15 protein-coding genes and 1 tRNA gene are annotated in these 15,394 nt (G+C 58.1%); 3 read left to right on the forward strand and 13 right to left on the reverse strand.

Going from position 1 to position 15,394, the window contains the following annotated elements:
* The first annotated feature begins 1 nt into the window (after nucleotide 1).
* Entirely contained in the window at nucleotides 2-1,843 is a 1,842-nt protein-coding gene (gene rpoD / locus N6G83_RS18940) for an RNA polymerase sigma factor RpoD (protein WP_043142056.1), read from the forward strand.
* A gap of 74 nt (nucleotides 1,844-1,917) precedes the next feature.
* Here rpoD and mug read toward each other — a convergent pair whose 3' ends face one another.
* Nucleotides 1,918-2,406 carry a G/U mismatch-specific DNA glycosylase gene (mug, locus tag N6G83_RS18945; RefSeq protein ID WP_260515689.1) on the reverse strand — a complete coding sequence of 163 codons (489 nt, stop codon included), beginning with the start codon at nucleotides 2,404-2,406 and terminating at the stop codon, nucleotides 1,918-1,920.
* A 146-nt stretch (nucleotides 2,407-2,552) separates the two neighbouring features.
* On the opposite strand from mug, the gene N6G83_RS18950 reads away from it, so the two are divergent.
* A tRNA-Ile gene (locus tag N6G83_RS18950) sits at nucleotides 2,553-2,628 on the forward strand.
* A gap of 180 nt (nucleotides 2,629-2,808) precedes the next feature.
* Here N6G83_RS18950 and N6G83_RS18955 read toward each other — a convergent pair.
* From N6G83_RS18955 to N6G83_RS18990, 8 genes are all read right to left on the reverse strand, one after another.
* The gene (locus N6G83_RS18955; protein ID WP_072055861.1) at nucleotides 2,809-3,039 is read right to left on the reverse strand and encodes a DNA-binding transcriptional regulator; all 231 of its coding nucleotides are present in this window, start codon (nucleotides 3,037-3,039) and stop codon (nucleotides 2,809-2,811) included.
* An 89-nt stretch (nucleotides 3,040-3,128) separates the two neighbouring features.
* Complete coding sequence (locus N6G83_RS18960; RefSeq protein WP_260515690.1) at nucleotides 3,129-4,277, reverse strand: phage late control D family protein; 1,149 nt, start codon at nucleotides 4,275-4,277, stop codon at nucleotides 3,129-3,131.
* Complete coding sequence (locus N6G83_RS18965; RefSeq protein WP_260515804.1) at nucleotides 4,274-4,759, reverse strand: phage tail protein; 486 nt, start codon at nucleotides 4,757-4,759, stop codon at nucleotides 4,274-4,276. The genes N6G83_RS18960 and N6G83_RS18965 overlap by 4 nt, the downstream gene beginning before the upstream one ends.
* Nucleotides 4,759-7,608: a phage tail tape measure protein gene (locus tag N6G83_RS18970; RefSeq protein WP_260515691.1), complete on the reverse strand. Its 2,850-nt coding sequence runs from the start codon at nucleotides 7,606-7,608 to the stop codon at nucleotides 4,759-4,761. Before N6G83_RS18970 ends, N6G83_RS18965 begins: the two co-directional genes overlap by 1 nt.
* Nucleotides 7,601-7,723, reverse strand: coding sequence for a GpE family phage tail protein (locus N6G83_RS18975; protein ID WP_026142543.1), 123 nt, complete (start codon nucleotides 7,721-7,723; stop codon nucleotides 7,601-7,603). Before N6G83_RS18975 ends, N6G83_RS18970 begins: the two co-directional genes overlap by 8 nt.
* A gap of 32 nt (nucleotides 7,724-7,755) precedes the next feature.
* Entirely contained in the window at nucleotides 7,756-8,037 is a 282-nt protein-coding gene (locus tag N6G83_RS18980; RefSeq protein ID WP_260515692.1) for a phage tail assembly protein, read from the reverse strand.
* Nucleotides 8,038-8,090: 53 nt separating this feature from the next.
* Nucleotides 8,091-8,600, reverse strand: coding sequence for a phage major tail tube protein (locus tag N6G83_RS18985; RefSeq protein ID WP_023447563.1), 510 nt, complete (start codon nucleotides 8,598-8,600; stop codon nucleotides 8,091-8,093).
* Nucleotides 8,601-8,615: 15 nt separating this feature from the next.
* Complete coding sequence (locus N6G83_RS18990) at nucleotides 8,616-9,785, reverse strand: phage tail sheath protein (protein WP_060438883.1); 1,170 nt, start codon at nucleotides 9,783-9,785, stop codon at nucleotides 8,616-8,618.
* A 728-nt stretch (nucleotides 9,786-10,513) separates the two neighbouring features.
* On the opposite strand from N6G83_RS18990, the gene N6G83_RS18995 reads away from it, so the two are divergent.
* Nucleotides 10,514-10,732: a biofilm development regulator YmgB/AriR family protein gene (locus N6G83_RS18995; RefSeq protein ID WP_197769917.1), complete on the forward strand. Its 219-nt coding sequence runs from the start codon at nucleotides 10,514-10,516 to the stop codon at nucleotides 10,730-10,732.
* Between the two features lie 167 nt (nucleotides 10,733-10,899).
* On the opposite strand, the gene N6G83_RS19000 is transcribed toward N6G83_RS18995, so the two are convergent.
* The 4 genes from N6G83_RS19000 to N6G83_RS19015 are packed head-to-tail and all read right to left on the reverse strand — an operon-like array spanning nucleotide 10,900 to nucleotide 15,392.
* Complete coding sequence (locus tag N6G83_RS19000; protein WP_260515693.1) at nucleotides 10,900-11,424, reverse strand: tail fiber assembly protein; 525 nt, start codon at nucleotides 11,422-11,424, stop codon at nucleotides 10,900-10,902.
* Nucleotide 11,425: 1 nt separating this feature from the next.
* Nucleotides 11,426-13,948 (reverse strand): phage tail protein, encoded by a 2,523-nt coding sequence (locus tag N6G83_RS19005; protein WP_260515695.1) that lies wholly within the window; start codon nucleotides 13,946-13,948, stop codon nucleotides 11,426-11,428.
* Nucleotides 13,949-13,957: 9 nt separating this feature from the next.
* On the reverse strand, nucleotides 13,958-14,491 hold the full coding sequence (locus N6G83_RS19010; protein ID WP_015379109.1) for a phage tail protein I: 534 nt from the start codon (nucleotides 14,489-14,491) through the stop codon (nucleotides 13,958-13,960).
* A complete protein-coding gene (locus N6G83_RS19015) occupies nucleotides 14,484-15,392 on the reverse strand; it encodes a baseplate assembly protein (protein ID WP_197769915.1) in 909 nt (302 codons plus the stop codon). The genes N6G83_RS19010 and N6G83_RS19015 overlap by 8 nt, the downstream gene beginning before the upstream one ends.
* Nucleotides 15,393-15,394 lie beyond the last annotated feature (2 nt).

Consider the following 15,394-nt stretch of genomic DNA (forward strand, 5'->3'; position numbering starts at 1 on the left):
TATGGAGCAAAACCCGCAGTCACAGCTGAAGCTACTTGTCACCCGTGGTAAGGAGCAAGGCTATCTGACCTATGCTGAGGTCAATGACCATCTGCCGGAAGATATCGTCGACTCCGATCAGATCGAAGACATCATCCAGATGATTAACGACATGGGCATCCAGGTGATGGAAGAAGCACCGGACGCCGATGACCTGCTGCTCGCCGAAAACTCGAACAGCACGGACGAAGATGCGGAAGAAGCCGCCGCACAGGTTCTGTCCAGCGTAGAATCCGAAATCGGCCGCACCACCGACCCGGTGCGCATGTACATGCGCGAAATGGGTACCGTCGAACTGCTGACGCGCGAAGGCGAAATCGACATCGCCAAGCGCATCGAAGACGGCATCAACCAGGTGCAGTGCTCGGTTGCCGAATACCCGGAAGCCATCACCTACCTGCTTGAGCAGTACGATCGCGTCGAAGCGGGCGAAGCGCGCCTGTCCGATCTGATCACCGGCTTCGTCGATCCTAACGCGGAAGAGGACATCGCCCCAACCGCGACCCACATCGGTTCTGAACTGTCGAGCGAAGAGCAAGACGACGACGAAGAAGATGAGGACGCCGAAGACGACGACACCGAAGACGACAACAGCATCGATCCGGAGCTGGCGCGTCAGAAGTTCGCCGAGCTGCGCGATCAGTATGAAGCGACGCGTCTGGTGATCAAAAAGAACGGCCGCAGCCACGCCAGCGCAGCGGACGAGATCCTGAAGCTGTCTGAAGTGTTCAAGCAGTTCCGCCTGGTGCCGAAACAGTTCGACTTCCTGGTCAACAGCATGCGCACTATGATGGACCGCGTTCGCACCCAGGAACGCATCATCATGAAGCTGTGCGTTGAACAGTGCAAAATGCCGAAGAAAAACTTCGTCACCCTGTTCGCCGGCAACGAAACCAGCGATTCCTGGTTCGAAGCCGCAGTGGCGATGGCCAAGCCATGGTCGGAAAAGCTGAAAGACGTTGCCGAAGACGTGCAGCGCAGCCTGCAGAAACTGCGTCAGATCGAAGAAGAAACCGGCCTGACCATCGAGCAGGTCAAAGACATCAACCGTCGCATGTCGATCGGTGAAGCGAAAGCCCGCCGCGCGAAGAAAGAGATGGTTGAGGCCAACCTGCGTCTGGTTATTTCCATCGCCAAGAAATACACCAACCGCGGCCTGCAGTTCCTGGATCTGATCCAGGAAGGCAACATCGGCCTGATGAAAGCGGTAGACAAGTTCGAATATCGCCGCGGCTACAAGTTCTCGACGTACGCCACCTGGTGGATCCGTCAGGCTATCACCCGCTCCATCGCCGATCAGGCGCGCACCATCCGTATTCCGGTGCATATGATTGAGACCATCAACAAGCTCAACCGTATTTCGCGCCAGATGCTGCAAGAGATGGGCCGCGAGCCGACGCCGGAAGAGCTGGCCGAGCGCATGCTGATGCCGGAAGACAAGATCCGCAAGGTGCTGAAGATCGCCAAAGAGCCAATCTCGATGGAAACGCCGATCGGCGACGACGAAGATTCGCATCTGGGCGACTTCATCGAGGATACCACCCTCGAGCTGCCGCTGGATTCCGCGACCTCAGAGAGCCTGCGTTCCGCTACCCACGATGTGCTGGCCGGCCTGACCGCGCGCGAAGCGAAAGTGCTGCGCATGCGTTTCGGTATCGACATGAACACCGACCACACGCTGGAAGAGGTAGGCAAGCAGTTTGACGTTACCCGTGAGCGTATTCGTCAGATCGAAGCCAAGGCGCTGCGCAAGCTGCGTCACCCGAGCCGCTCCGAAGTGCTGCGCAGCTTCCTGGACGATTAAGTCCGGCTGCCGCACCAAAAGCAAAAACCCCGGCTTGCCGGGGTTTTTTTATGCCCTGAATATGCCCCGCCGCATCATTGCAACGCCAGGAACAGCTCGCGATAGCTGGCGGTAAGCTGCTCCAGCGTGGCGCGGTTCAATCCGCTGGGGTTGGGCAATACCCACACCTCGGTTTCCCCCAGCATCATCGCCTGCTTGCCCCAGGGCGCGTTTTTCACCCCGAAGGCGGTGGTGAACGCCTGCTTGCCCAAAATCGCCAGCGCGCGCGGCTGGTAGCGCAGGATTTTCTCTTGCAGCGCCTCGCCGCCGCTGCGCAGCTCGTCGCGCGACAGCTCGCTGGCCGCTACCGTCGGGCGCGCCACCAGCGCGGTAATGCCGCAGCCGTTATCCTTCAGCTGCTGCCACTGCTCCGGCGCCAGCTGGCGCTCGGTAAAGCCGGCCTGATGGATCACCTTCCAGAAGCGATTGCTGCCGTTGGCGAAAGGGTAGCCCTGATGGGCGGAAGAAAGGCCGGGGTTGATGCCGCAAAACACCACCCGCAGGTCAGGCGCCAGAAGTTCCATGAGTGTCGTGAGTCCATTACAGGGATTTACTGCGGTTATCGCAAAATCCGCCAGCAATTACAACAGGCTAGAACTGTGCAGAAAAGCAACATACGGGCGGGTAACTGTAGACCGCCGCTTAAGGATTCCCTATAATCTCGCGGCTTGGCCCCTTAGCTCAGTGGTTAGAGCAGGCGACTCATAATCGCTTGGTCGTTGGTTCAAACCCAACAGGGGCCACCAAATTTTTGCTTTAAAATCACATAATTAAGCCACTCCTCAGAGTGGCTTTGTTATTTATCGATTGTTCGCTGCCCCCTTTTTGTCCCCCCAAAAAACAACTCGCCCCCTTTATCCTATTTGGCGCGACATAATTCAGGCATAAAAAAACCCGCATTTTGCGGGCTTGTATCTCTGAGTTGGTCACATCCACATAACCTGTTGCTGTCCTTCCACACTGGCGCCGACCGGATGCGGCGGCACTGCATCAACCCGGCCCGGCGTCATTATCGCGCATTGGTAGGTCTCCATCGTTTTAAACGTGTGGCCACAGTTAATATTTTGGCACTGGTGATAACGTTCTTTCGTTTGTTGACTCAAATAACGGCTGGTGCGGGCATGGGCCGCTGTTCTGCAAAGCGGGCAATGAAACATGATTAATTCCTCGTCACTGGCTCAATTGCCGCGATAATACCGCTCGCGATCCAAAAAAGAAGTTTCTTTAAGTGAATTTACAATTCCCATCAAGAAACATCATAAGTAACCTCCGACAGCAAAACCTCAAACTCCAGCGCCGTCGTAAAGCCGCTATTGCTGAGATTGTGCGTGACTTTGCTCACTATCCAGTCTTGCGCATCGATCGCCGCTTTAAACCCGCTGACGCGTACCGGCGTCTCTGGGGTGATGCTGGCCCGCCCCATGGCAAGCGACAGTGAAAACTCAGCCACACCGCGCTGAAGCTTTTCCCACTTTGCCTGTGCTGCCCGCATCGCGGCGGCCTTGGTGGCGTAAATTTTGGTGATCGCAAACACGTTATCGTCAGCCCCCACCAGATAATCGCCTTTCGCTGCCTCCGCCGGTTTCCCCGGTTTTTTACTGCTACCCGGTTTCGCCTTCGGGTGTTGCAGCGCGCGCAAATGCTGCTCTTTTGGCTTGCGCTGCAGCTTCACTTTCTTCGGCTTCGGCTGTTTTGTGTTGAGCCAGCTCGCCGTAACGCCTGTGTAGGCATCCCGATCGGCAATGCTGAAACTGTGCTGATCGCCATCCTGCCGGGTGATGGTATACACCGGCAATGGCTTCCCGCCTACCGTGGCGCCGTTCCCCGGTCGCAACAACAGCAGAACGCCATTTTTCACCGCCGCCACCGCGCCGTTGAGCGTTGCCAGCCGGGTAATAAATGCCGCGTCCGTCTCCTGCGTCTGGTCGATATGGCTGATTTTGATGGTGCCCAGACCGGCGGCCAGCGAGGCTTTCAGCTTATTGCGCGCAGCCACCTTCTGCACAATGTCGCCCAGGGTGGTGTCGTGGTAGGACTCATCGCGCCGGGTGTTCAGCGAGCCGCGAAAATCCGCACTACGCGCGCGAATAGTCAACGTGTCCGGCGCGCCCCGGTGTTCGACCTCATCGACTGTAAACTGACCTTTTGGCGTCAATAGCGAGCCTTGCCAGCCGAGCGCCAGCGACAGCACCGCATTGCGCTGAGGCATCGCCATCAGTCCGTCACTGTCGTCCAGCTCGATGTCGAGCTGGTCGGCTTCAAAGCCCCGGTTATCCGTCAGCGATAGAGAAATCAGCCGCTTGCGGATGTTCTGCGTGATGTCGTTATCCTGCAGCAACAGCGAAAAATCCGGGGCAACTCGCGCCCCGGCTGGCAGGCTTACGCCGCTTTTCATGATAACAACCCTCCCATAGCACCGGCGGCCTTCCCGGCCATCTCTCCGGCTTTATCGTACAGTTCCCCGGCCTGCTGGCGCAGATCGCCAAACATCGCAGACAGGGACTCATCGACCCGCTTCAGGTTGAGCGTGAACTCTGTGCGGCGCGGGCTGCCGTCGGCGAAAAACTCAGAATGCGTTTCAGAAATCGACTCGATCACAAACATGCCGTAAATCGTGCCGGTGCCTTCAATCAGCGGCCACGCCCGGCCCTGCTCGGCCATCAGTTGCAGCGTCAGCAGTGACCAGCGGCCGCCGGTGATTTCCGGCAGCAGTACCCCGGACAGCGTGATTTTTTCCTCATCCATCCCCAAAAATTGCGTCGCCGGGCGCAGGCCCACGCGGCCGTTGCTCGGCCAGCGATATTCCGCATTGCGGTTCATGGATTGATACGGCAGCGTCTGCCGCATAAAAACAAACAGCCCCAGCGTTAACATCATCATGAATCTCCGTAAGTCATGCGGCTGCGTGCGGCGGCCGCGTGTTTGCGTCGTTCGGCCTCAAGCTGGCGCGAGACTTCGCGCGCAATGGAGGCCGCGTCTTGGCCGGGGGCGCCGTATACCTGAATGGTGATCGGGGCTGGTGCCGTGGCAGGTGCAGCAGCCGGGGCTGACGCCATCACCGGCGTTGACAGCGATAACATCGCCGCCGACAGCGCCGCCGTTTTCCTGCGCCCGGTGACGTTCGCCGGGCCGTTGACAATCTCCGGGCCACGCTCGCCAACGATGCCGAACTGGCCGCGCGGGATGATGCCGCCTTTGTCGAATGCCCCCGCATAGCCCGGCCCCGGCATCAGCTCAGGCGCCGGGCGATTGTATGAAATCGCCGGGTTAACCTCCGCCTCATCGTCGCCAAACTTCATCCAGTCAGGCAGCATATCCGTGAGGCCGGCAAACTTGTCTTTCAGCGCCTGCCAGCGCTCGCTAATGCCGTCAATGACCCCGTTAATCATGTTCATCCCGGCTTCTTTGAACTGCCCCGGCAGCGCTTTAGCGCCGTTTACCAGCCCCTCCCATTTGCCATTAAGCCAGCCGGTCAGCCGATCCCATGCCTGAACCGTGGCGGCGCTCAGCGCCAGCCATGCCGCGTTAACACGCTCGCCGATGGTGTCCCAGACGGCGGCGGCACGCTCTGCAATGCCGCTCGCAACGCCCCAGATGCCGGTCAGCAGACCGGGCAATCCGCCCAACAGCTGCAGCGGCAGGCTCAATCCGGCCGCGATCCATTCACCGAACATGCGCCCATAGCGCGCGGCCGTCTGGAGTTCGGCCTGTGAAGATTTCACCGGCTCGATCAGCTTGCCGAACCACTGCCAGACGTTGCGCACCATGTTCAGCAGCGGCGTAAATGCGCCGGCCAGCGGGACAAGCGCGGTGCGCATCGGCGCGAAAGCGGCGCTGAAGCCTTCGCCGATACCCATTAAAAAGGCGCTGATAGGTTCCCAATATTTACGGATAGTCAACGCCACACCGGCAATCACCGCCGCCGCCGCGACCACCGGCAGGGTGATCACACTGAATGCGGCCGCAATCCCGGCGCCAACGGTGGTAAAGACCGTTCCCAGCAGCCCGGCCCCGGCAATTAACATATTGACCCCGGCCATCACCGGCCATGCGATAAGGCACAGCGCGGCGAGACCGCCGATCAGGGCCGTAACGCCCGCCGTGACTTTCACCAGTGTGCCGACCAGCTCAGGATTGGCCTTCACCCATGCCCCCGCCTTGGTCAGCCATTCAGTGGCGGAAACCGTGAGTTTGCGCAGCGCTGAATTCTGGCCGTCGAACACCTCAATGCGAACATCTTCCCACGCCGAAAACAGGTTTTTCAGGTCGCCGTCGAGGTTGTCCACCTTCACTCGGGCAATCTGGGCCGTAGCCCCTTTTGACTGGGTGACGGTGCTGTGTTTTTCGCTCAGCTTGCCGTTACCGGCGGCGTCAATCAGCTTGATAGCGCCTTTCATCGCCTCTTCGCCGAAAATGACTTTCAGGTATTCGGCCTGCTGCGCGGTGCCGAGCTTGTTGGTTTTAAACGAGCCGTTAATTTTCTTGAGGATGTTCGCGATCGGCAGCATGTTCCCTTTGCCGTCCTTGGTTTTTACGCCCAATTCTGACAACGCATCAGCCGCCTGCCCGACGGGCGCCTGTAACCGCGTAAACATCGCACTGGCCGCCGTACCGGCCATAGACCCCTTGATGCCGTTATCGGCCAACACGCCCAGCAAGGCGGTGGTGTCCTCGATACTGGCCCCGGCCGCCTCGGCGATCGGCGCGACGTACTTCATCGCCTCGCCAAAATCCATCAGGTTGCTGTTCGAGCTGGTGAAACCTTTGGTCATCACATCCGCGACGCGCTGGATCTCGTCTATCGGCATGTTAAACGCCGATTGCATGTTGGTGATGATGTCGGCCGCGTCGGCGATGTCCAGATCGGAGGCCAGCGCCAGATTTACCGTTGACTCGGTCGATTTCAGAATGGCATCGCCGTTAAAGCCGGACTTGGCGAGCACCGATTGCGTGCGGGCGACGTCCGTCGGCGAAAACGCGGTCGTGGCGCCAATATCCCGCGCCTGCTGGCGAATGGCGGCCAGTTGCTGGTCATTCTTCGATAGTCCGAGCGTGGCTTGCGTGTCTGACATCTGCCTGTCGAACTGCACCCCCGGCGCAATAAACGCCCCTTCAGCGACCAGCCCGGCGGTAGCGATACCCAGCCCGGCCGCACTGGTATTACGGACAGCCGCAGTTGCCGATTGCCCGGCACGGTAACGCGCGCTGACGCGGTTAACCTGCTCTTGCTTCTTGCTCAGGCGATCCAGCTCGCCGCGCTGGCGGCCCAGCGCTGTCGTGGCTTCGCTGGCGCTGGCCTTCAACCGGCGCTGTTCGGCGCTCAGGTTCCGGGTAGCGATGCCGTCAGCGTTGAGTGCGTCACGCTGGCGCTGCACCGACTGGCGCAGGCCGTTGTATTTCGTCTGCAGCTCGGCGGCGGCGCGCTTTGATGCCTCCAGCAAGCGCGCTTGCTGCGCCGTGGGCTTTTCCGTCGCCTTGAACTGGACGGCCAGCGCCGCCGCTTCAGCCTTGGCGTTTTTCAGGGCCCGTCCGGTAACAGCAAGCTGCCCCTGCGCCTTGCGAAACCCGTCAATCCGGGCGCTTTGCGCGTCCAGCGCCTTGAGGGTTTGCTGCGTGGTTTTGATGTCACCGGCAAGCTGTTTGCTTGCCTGTTGGATACTCTTTAGCGGGCGGGTGGCTTGGTCTACGGCCTTCAGCAAGACCTGAAGCTGCAGGCTTTTACTCATCGTGATTAACTCCGCTGCGTTGCAGTGCCTTGTGGCGCCAGTTCAACAGCTCCGTGAGCGTCATTCCGGCCATTTCAGACGGCGGCCAGTGGAAGATCACCGCGATGTCCGCCATCAGGTCATCAACGCCCAGCCGGGCGTCGGGGATTACGCTGCCGAGTTCGGCGACAAAAAACCGACCACTTTCCCGGCCAGCGCCACCAAATCCGGCAGCTCAAGGCGCGCGCATTCTTCTTTGGTCAGGTTCGGCACGGTCACACGCGGCAGCACAACCAGCAGCGCGTCAACATCGGCATTGGCGATCGCCGCCAGCCCGACGCCGCGCAGCGCGCTCGCGTTCGGTTTAATCACCTGCACATCGGTGATGGTGGTTTCACCACGCTGGATCGGGGTGTCGAGGGTAACGGTATTTTCTTTTGCGTCTTTCATGGTGTTCTCTCAAATCAGGGGGAAAGGGCCAGCCCGGCGGGCTGGCGCAAAAATTACAGGCCGATCGCCTTGCGATGTTCGGCCAGCCGGTCAACGCCGTTGACTTTTTCGACCATGTTCACGGTATCGACCTCGATCAGCTCTTTGCCGTCCACGGTCAGCTTGAAGTAAGTACACTCGGTGGAAACCTTGGTTTCGGTATCCTCGCCCTGCTTGTACTCGCCAAAATCGATTTCTTTGTGGCGGCCACGCATCACCACTTCTACAGCGGACACCTCGCCGGTGTCGTCGCGTTGGAATGAACCGGCAAAACGCAGCGGCACGGCATCGACAGCGCCCCACTGCTTCAGCACCAGCTCATCAATGCCGCCCATCGACCACTCAACGGCCAGCGCGTCATCGTCCAGCCCCATATCGATGGAGGCCGCACCGTTCATGCCGCCGCCCCGGTATTTCTCCAGCTTGCGGGTGAGCTTCGGCAGCGTCAGCGAGGACACCACACCCATGTAGCTGTAGCCGTCGTTGAACAGATTCAGGTATTTCAGTTTTTTCGGCAGTGCCATGTTCTAACGTCTCCTTTAGCGGTTCACGGATGCCGCAAACGTCGCAAGATAGCGATCGGTGATGCGCTGGCGCAGGGTTAAATCTTCCAGCGGTGGCACCGGCGTGTAGTCGTAATCGATAAACAGCTTGCCCGCCTTCAGGGTTTCCTTGGTGTTGGCGCTTTCGTCGTACCAGCAAGTGCCGTCGATAATCAGCCCGGCGGATTTCAGCTCGCGGAATTTCGCGTTGATGCCGTCAATCATGTCGCGCACCAGCGTAGGCGTCACCGGGCGGTCAACGGCCCATAGGTGCGCCTCAGCCATCGTGTCGGCCAGCACCTGCGCGGTGCGGGTGTAGTTCTCGAACAGGAACAACGGATCATCAGAGCAGGTGCGGGAACCCCAGAATTTAAAGCCGTCTTTGCGAATAAGGGTGGTGACGCACGCTTGGTTTAACAGGTCAGCATCGGTGCCAGGCGCCTGCAAATCCCAGAACACGCTGGCGGTAATGCCGGTCACGCCGTTAACACCGACGTTTGAAAGCGTTTTATGCCAGCCGGTTTCCGTGTCGATTTTGGCACGCAGGCCCAGCGCGCGGGCGGTGGCGTAAGCGATGTCGCTCTGGTTGGCGGTGGTGTTCCAGCTGACAAAATCCGGCCAGATCAGCATCAGCTCGCGCTGGCTGAAATTGTCGCGGTACTTGGTAGCCTCCTGCACGGTTTTGCAGCCGTAGGCGCTGATATAGCCGAACGCGCGCAACTGCTGGCAAATACCAGCGAGCGCCGTCGCGACCTCCTGATTATCCAGCCCCGGCACGCCGAGGATGCGCGGCTTAACGCCCAGCTCAGCCTGTGCAGATAACAGCGCTTTCATGCCGGTATAGCGGCCTTCAGCGTTCGCGCCGCCGATGATGTTGGAAGTGGTTTCCGCCGCGTCTTTGCCGGTGGCAACGCGGACAACCACTGTGACCGGCTTCGCCTGTTCAGCGATCGCCCGCAACGACGCCGCCAGCGTGCCTTTTTTACCGGCCTTGCCGGAGGCGGCCAGCACATCGGTGATCAGTACCGGGGTATCGAGCGGGAAAACCGACGCGTCGGCATCCTCCGCCGTGCAGACCATGCCGACGATTGCCGTCGATACGGTGGAAATAACGCGGGTGCCGTCGTTGATTTCGACGACGCGCACGCCGTGATGATAATCGCCCATTAATTTGCTCCGGGTGGTGAGTAGGTGCAGGCATGATGACGCCCGGCTCGCCGGGCCGCACGCGGTGGGTGCTGGAAGGCCGACCAGACAACAGGCAGGGCCGGATTGGGGAATTTTTGAGGGAATAACGATCGTTCACGCCGATCAATAACGTTGCATTGATCTACGCAATCAATTGGACGCCGGAGAGCCGGGCGGGGTAAGGTCTGAAGGTCAAGCGCGGCAACATCAGGGAAAGCCGCAAACACAAAGCCCGCATCGCTGCGGGCTTTTTTCATGGCGCTAAGGGCATCAGTTCGAAAGCACGGGCTTTCGAATGGCACTTTTCCTAAGATTTCTCACTTCAGCACTTTTTGCTTGTTCACCCCTCCAAAGTGGTATACTGTCGCCAATAGACGACACACGCCTCTCATCGTCACATGCAAATAGTTCATGTAGCTATCATCACGAAATTTCGCCCCGCCGTGGGGCATTTTTTTAAGTCTTTGTCCTAAATTCGTTCCTTACCTTTCGTAATCACTTGCCATGATTTTAGAATATTCCTAACCTGAAAGTGTTATTTAGGGTTCGCAATCCCTTATAACAACCTTTGTAACGTTTGGTACACCAGAGACGAATCTTTACCCGCTTCGGTGGGCTTTTTCAACAAAACTAAGGATGAGAATGTTTGCTCTAAAAAATGACACCTAGATTAAAGGCCCCCTATCGGCTTTTTACTTGGAGGTTGTATGAGTATCCATTACCTCACTGAGAGCGATACACAGCGTTTAGACGATATGAGCAAGGTTTTGGGGAGATGTGTCATTGCCATCCTTGTTCGAAAGAAAATAGTCAACACCGATAATATTCTTTCTCAAATAGTCGCAGAAATGGAAAAAGCATCTGATAACGATGAATTCCAGTTATATCGCAACACATTAGAGTTTGTAGGTACTCTTTCAAAATAACCGGGGAAACGTAACGATGAAAAATGAAATTGCAACCGCGATTACGATAGGGAGCATACTGCTGTTCGTCATCCTGATTGGCGCTCCCAATGTTGTAACAACCATGGTGCCATGACCATTTCTGTCAACTACCACAATAAAAGCCCCGCATCGCTGCGGGCTTTTTATTAGACGCTGGGCGCAACAGGCCAATCAATATCCGGCGCATTTTGCGGATTGATGCGGTTCAACTGCACCCGGTAAGTTTTCCAGAGCCTGAGCTGCACGATTTCGTCTTCCATCGCTATCCCTAAATCAACAGCATCCTGAAGCGGCGCGACAGCCTTACCCGCGCTCACCAGCAATTCATTTTTTCTGGCCTCAGCCTTCGCCATCATTTCTTCGGCGGAATAGGCTCGCTGGCTCACCTTCTTACCGTCAAACACCCACTCACCATTAGCCAGACAGCGCTTTGGCAGTTTCGTCGGGTTCAGCTCAATAACCGACAAGCCAATCGGCCACAGCATCGACACATCGCTGTTAATCGCGCAGATAATGCCGCTTTCGTCATAAGCCAGTTTTACGGTGTCCGGCGAAAATAATTTTTGCGCGGCGTACCAGTCAATACCGTTATCATCCTGAAGATAAATCACATTCTCGCCGAGGAATAATTCTTCCGGCGTGTATCTCTTCAAATTCTTAATGTGTTGCATTTTACACCGTTCCAATTGTTGCCCATGTGCCGTTAATCAGCACCTGAACCGCTGAATAAGCACCCCAGATTGAGGGGTTGTAGTTTGAGCCGGACATACCCGTATAAACACAGCCCGACGGTAAATCGATGCGCCCGCCGGTATCCGCGATAACCGTGCGCCCGGCCATGCGCACACCCTGAACCAAATTCTGATACGCCCAGTTCTGCGCATTGTTCTGCGCAGCCGAGATATTTTGATTAAGCCAGTTGCTGAGATAACCGCCCCAGCAGCTGCCTTGAACGTTGCCGTCAGGGTGCCACGTCGTCCCGCTGGAGGTGGTGATCGCAGGCCATTTACCACCGATATGAATACCCGACTCAAAAGCGGCGGTGCCGGTTCTGACATCCACAGAGAACGGACGCAGGGCGTTGAATGTGCCGTATTGGTCATTTTCGTTTGTCAGCAGCAGATAAAGCCGGTTGCCGTCATTGCGCCAGAAGGAACCGAACCCGCCGCCGACCATGCGATAATTATCAATATGGGTAGATTGGATCTCCGCGCTGGTCTTTAGCGTCCCGGTTAGCTGCCCGCCAGTCTTCGCCAGATAGCGGCCATCTGCTTCGGTTTTATTCCACGCGTTAACGTCAGAGGCCAATAAATTGACATCGGCGGACAGCGGCTTACCGTTCACCTTGATAGAGCGCAGCGCGTATTTCTGCGCGGCCTGTGCATCCGTCAGCGCGCCGACATCTGCCGCAGTCGGCTTGTAGTGTGTCGTATACACCTGCGCCCAAGCCTTAGCCGTCGCTGGATCATCTTCGCGTGGCGAACGTAGCCAAAATTCCGTATTACCGGAGCCGATCGCAAATTGTACGTGCCGGTATTTGTTGATTTTGAATGTCATCAAATTACCGAGCTTACCGCGAGTCAGGGGATAGCCGACTGATTTATCACCGAGCTGTTCATGCGTGAAACCGTCCGGACGTGTGAGGTCACTGTCGGCGTTAGAGGCCTGCTGGCCTTCGTTGGGAAAAACCACGCGCGGCACCGTGAGCGGCCCGGTCATGGTGTCGCCCGCCTGTTTCACAAATCGCCCGTCGGCTTCGGTCTTGTTCCATGCGTTGACATCACCCGCCAACAGATTGACATCCCCGCTCAACGGCTTACCGTTCACTTTGATAGAGCGCAGCGCATATTTCTGCATAGCCTGCGCATCCGTCAGCGCACCGGTTTCTTGTGCTGTAGGCGGCTTAGCCGTCGTATAAATGCGCGGGTTCGCCGCCTGATTAGCTTCGGTTCCCCAATGCAACTCGTTATCCATCCCCAAACCAAGACGCATTAGCGCCTTTCCAGCGACTTGGAAACCGACGGATAAATTACTCTGCGCTGAAGGGCGGCTCATGACCAACGGCGTATGCTGGTTTCCCTCAATATTCAGTGAATCCCCATCCGTTTCAGCGCTACCCGGCTTAATAGCCAGTTTTTTAACCGTGCCGCCGGACAGCATCAGAAAACGACCATCGGCTTCAGTTTTACTCCATGCGCCGACATCGGCAGCCGTCGGTTTGTAATCGGTGGTATAAATGCGACACCACCTCAATGCTGCCGACGCATTCGAGCTTCCCAAAAATCCCGCACCACTATTTGACACACTCAGATATCCAGTAGAGGGACCGCCATCGCAAGGAAGAGACAGAACACCGTAAACCCCATTGCCCGGCGTGTTAGAGGAGGTATTATTTACCCGATAGATTTGACCGGTGTTGCAATACGCATTCTCAAAATGTCGCGATCCCATCCCCAGACCAAACGCGCCGACGGCCATCAGTTGCCCGCCTTCTACCCCGACGTTGCGCGTCGCGGCATCACCCAGCGCCAGATTGCCACGCGCGGCGGCCTTGTCGGGCAAGTCGGACAGATTGGCGGCCTTTTTCATGCTGGCATCGTTGACCGCTTTTAACGCTTTGGGCGTGCTGGCTTTCGTTTCGTCGGTGCTGGTCGTTGCGCTGCTCAGCTGTACCAGACCTTTCGCCGTGGTGCTGGCGTCCGGGTGGTTTCGGGTTTTCTCATGCGCGGCGATCGCGTCGGCCACAAAATCCTTGGTCGCCAGCACGGTGTCGCCACCGGCGATCACCTGAATCGCCTCGGTGCTGCTGACAATCAGGATCATGCGCAGCGTCTGCGTGCGGCCGCTGCCCTCTTCCAGCTTCGGCTTGTAGCTCTCCGCCATGTTGCTGACGGCAATCAGCGTCCCGGCCTCGTCATAGAGGCCCATTTCACGCAACCACCACCCGCCGACGTTCGCCGGAATAATCATCTCGGCCAGAATGTGATTTTTCAACGCCTTATCGATGGTCAGCCCGTTTAGCGCCGCGCGGTACTTCTCGTTGACGAGTTTTGTTTGCGCCGGATTTGGCGTCGGCAGCGTGCCGTTCCCGTCGCCGACGGCCATAGAGACGATTTTCAACTGCGTGCCGCCCGCGCTGGCGGCGGCAATCTTGGCCGCCCCGGCGGTGGTAATAATCGCTTTATATTTATTCATGATTTTCTCTTATCCGGGGTAAACGGTAATGACATCGCCATCAATGGCGGCCGCGCCGGTGTAAATCCGGCCGGGGATGTCCTGCAAAATGTTGAGGCCGATCAGGTGGCGGCTCAGGGGCTTGGCGTCGGCGATCAGGCGCTCCATTTCCTGATACATTTCCTCGGTGATGCCGGTTTCCAGCACGCCAATATCCAGCCGGAAAGTACCGGGCGGATCGGCGCCGTCGGTATGGAACCACTCGATAACGTTGATCAGGTAGCCGAGCGGCTCCACCACGCGGCGCACGGCGCCGATGGTACCCTTGTGCCGGTGAATGTAGAACGCAGCCGAAACCACGCCCCGCTTCACGTCCTCCGGCCACGCCTCATCCCATCTATCGACAGAGAACGCCCACGCCAGATAGGGCAGCAGATGCACCGGGCAGGTTTTCGGGTTCCACAAATCACGCAGGGGAACCGGCACGCGCTCCAGCTCGGCACACGCGGCGGCGGCGGCAACTTCCAGCGGTGAGGAGCCGACAGGCAATAGACGGTTAGTCATCGGCTCGCCCTGGGGTAATGTTCACGCCGGTGCAGTAACCCGCCTGCGTTTTATCCAGCACGATGTCGGCGACCGGTTGAGCAACTTCGACACGTTCAACACCTTCTACGGTCAGCGCGGCGATGATGCCGGAACGCCGGATACTGCGGCCTAAGCGGCGCATGGTCAGTACATAATTTTGCAAACGTTGTTTCGCCTCCGTGAGGATCGGCGCAACCTCCGGGCCGGGATAGAGAAACAGCGTGGCAACAATGCCATAGCGGGTTATTTTGGCCGCTTGCACGAGGACGCGATCGGCAACCGGGCGCACGTCCTCATCATTCAGCGCATCGCGGACAACCTGCAACAATTCGGGGCTGGCGGTGCCGTCGCCGTCCCGCGACAACACGGTGACGGTCACGTTAGCCGGTGATGGGCTGATTGCCGTCACATCAGCCACCCGGCCATCGGCCGAGCGGGCGTGAAAACGGTAGGAACCGGCCGATCCCGCTGTGCTCATGCCTTCGAAAGCATCCTGCAGACGCAGGCGGTAATCTTCATCCGTTTCCATGACTGCCGGTGTCGGCGGGATAGTGCTTTCATCCGCCGGGGCGATCACCAGTCGCGGCGTGTTGAAGTTGGCGCCGAGCTGGTCGAGATCTTCGCCGGTGGCGTGCGCCAGCATCACTGCTTTCGCAGCATCGTTGACGCGCTGGCGTAAAATCACCTCGCGGTAAGCGTTCTCCTGCAGCAGCTTAACGATCGGCTCCGACTCCAGCGCCAGCGTGCGCGCGACGGCCTCACGCTGTTCCTCCGGGTAAAGCGAAATCAGCGTCGCCTTACGCTCTGCCAAAATGTCTTCATAATCCAGCACCTCAACGACGATCGGCGCGGGCAGCTGTGAAAGGTCAATCGTTGCCATGG

The organism is Serratia sp. PL7 (genome assembly GCF_945957435.1).

Excerpts from the sequence above, each read along its gene's own strand:
- rpoD (WP_043142056.1), top strand. The coding sequence starts at position 2 with ATGGAGCAAAACCCGCAGTCACAGCTGAAGCTACTTGTCACCCGTGGT.
- N6G83_RS19005 (WP_260515695.1), bottom strand. The coding sequence starts at position 13,948 with ATGAATAAATATAAAGCGATTATTACCACCGCCGGGGCGGCCAAGATT.
- N6G83_RS19010 (WP_015379109.1), bottom strand. The coding sequence starts at position 14,491 with ATGACTAACCGTCTATTGCCTGTCGGCTCCTCACCGCTGGAAGTTGCC.
- N6G83_RS18970 (WP_260515691.1), bottom strand. The coding sequence starts at position 7,608 with ATGAGTAAAAGCCTGCAGCTTCAGGTCTTGCTGAAGGCCGTAGACCAA.
- N6G83_RS18960 (WP_260515690.1), bottom strand. The coding sequence starts at position 4,277 with ATGAAAAGCGGCGTAAGCCTGCCAGCCGGGGCGCGAGTTGCCCCGGAT.
- mug (WP_260515689.1), bottom strand. The coding sequence starts at position 2,406 with ATGGAACTTCTGGCGCCTGACCTGCGGGTGGTGTTTTGCGGCATCAAC.
- N6G83_RS19015 (WP_197769915.1), bottom strand. The coding sequence starts at position 15,392 with ATGGCAACGATTGACCTTTCACAGCTGCCCGCGCCGATCGTCGTTGAG.
- N6G83_RS18975 (WP_026142543.1), bottom strand. The coding sequence starts at position 7,723 with ATGGCGGACATCGCGGTGATCTTCCACTGGCCGCCGTCTGAAATGGCC.
- N6G83_RS18980 (WP_260515692.1), bottom strand. The coding sequence starts at position 8,037 with ATGAAAGACGCAAAAGAAAATACCGTTACCCTCGACACCCCGATCCAG.
- N6G83_RS18995 (WP_197769917.1), top strand. The coding sequence starts at position 10,514 with ATGAGTATCCATTACCTCACTGAGAGCGATACACAGCGTTTAGACGAT.
- N6G83_RS18985 (WP_023447563.1), bottom strand. The coding sequence starts at position 8,600 with ATGGCACTGCCGAAAAAACTGAAATACCTGAATCTGTTCAACGACGGC.
- N6G83_RS18965 (WP_260515804.1), bottom strand. The coding sequence starts at position 4,759 with ATGATGTTAACGCTGGGGCTGTTTGTTTTTATGCGGCAGACGCTGCCG.
- N6G83_RS19000 (WP_260515693.1), bottom strand. The coding sequence starts at position 11,424 with ATGCAACACATTAAGAATTTGAAGAGATACACGCCGGAAGAATTATTC.
- N6G83_RS18955 (WP_072055861.1), bottom strand. The coding sequence starts at position 3,039 with ATGTTTCATTGCCCGCTTTGCAGAACAGCGGCCCATGCCCGCACCAGC.
- N6G83_RS18990 (WP_060438883.1), bottom strand. The coding sequence starts at position 9,785 with ATGGGCGATTATCATCACGGCGTGCGCGTCGTCGAAATCAACGACGGC.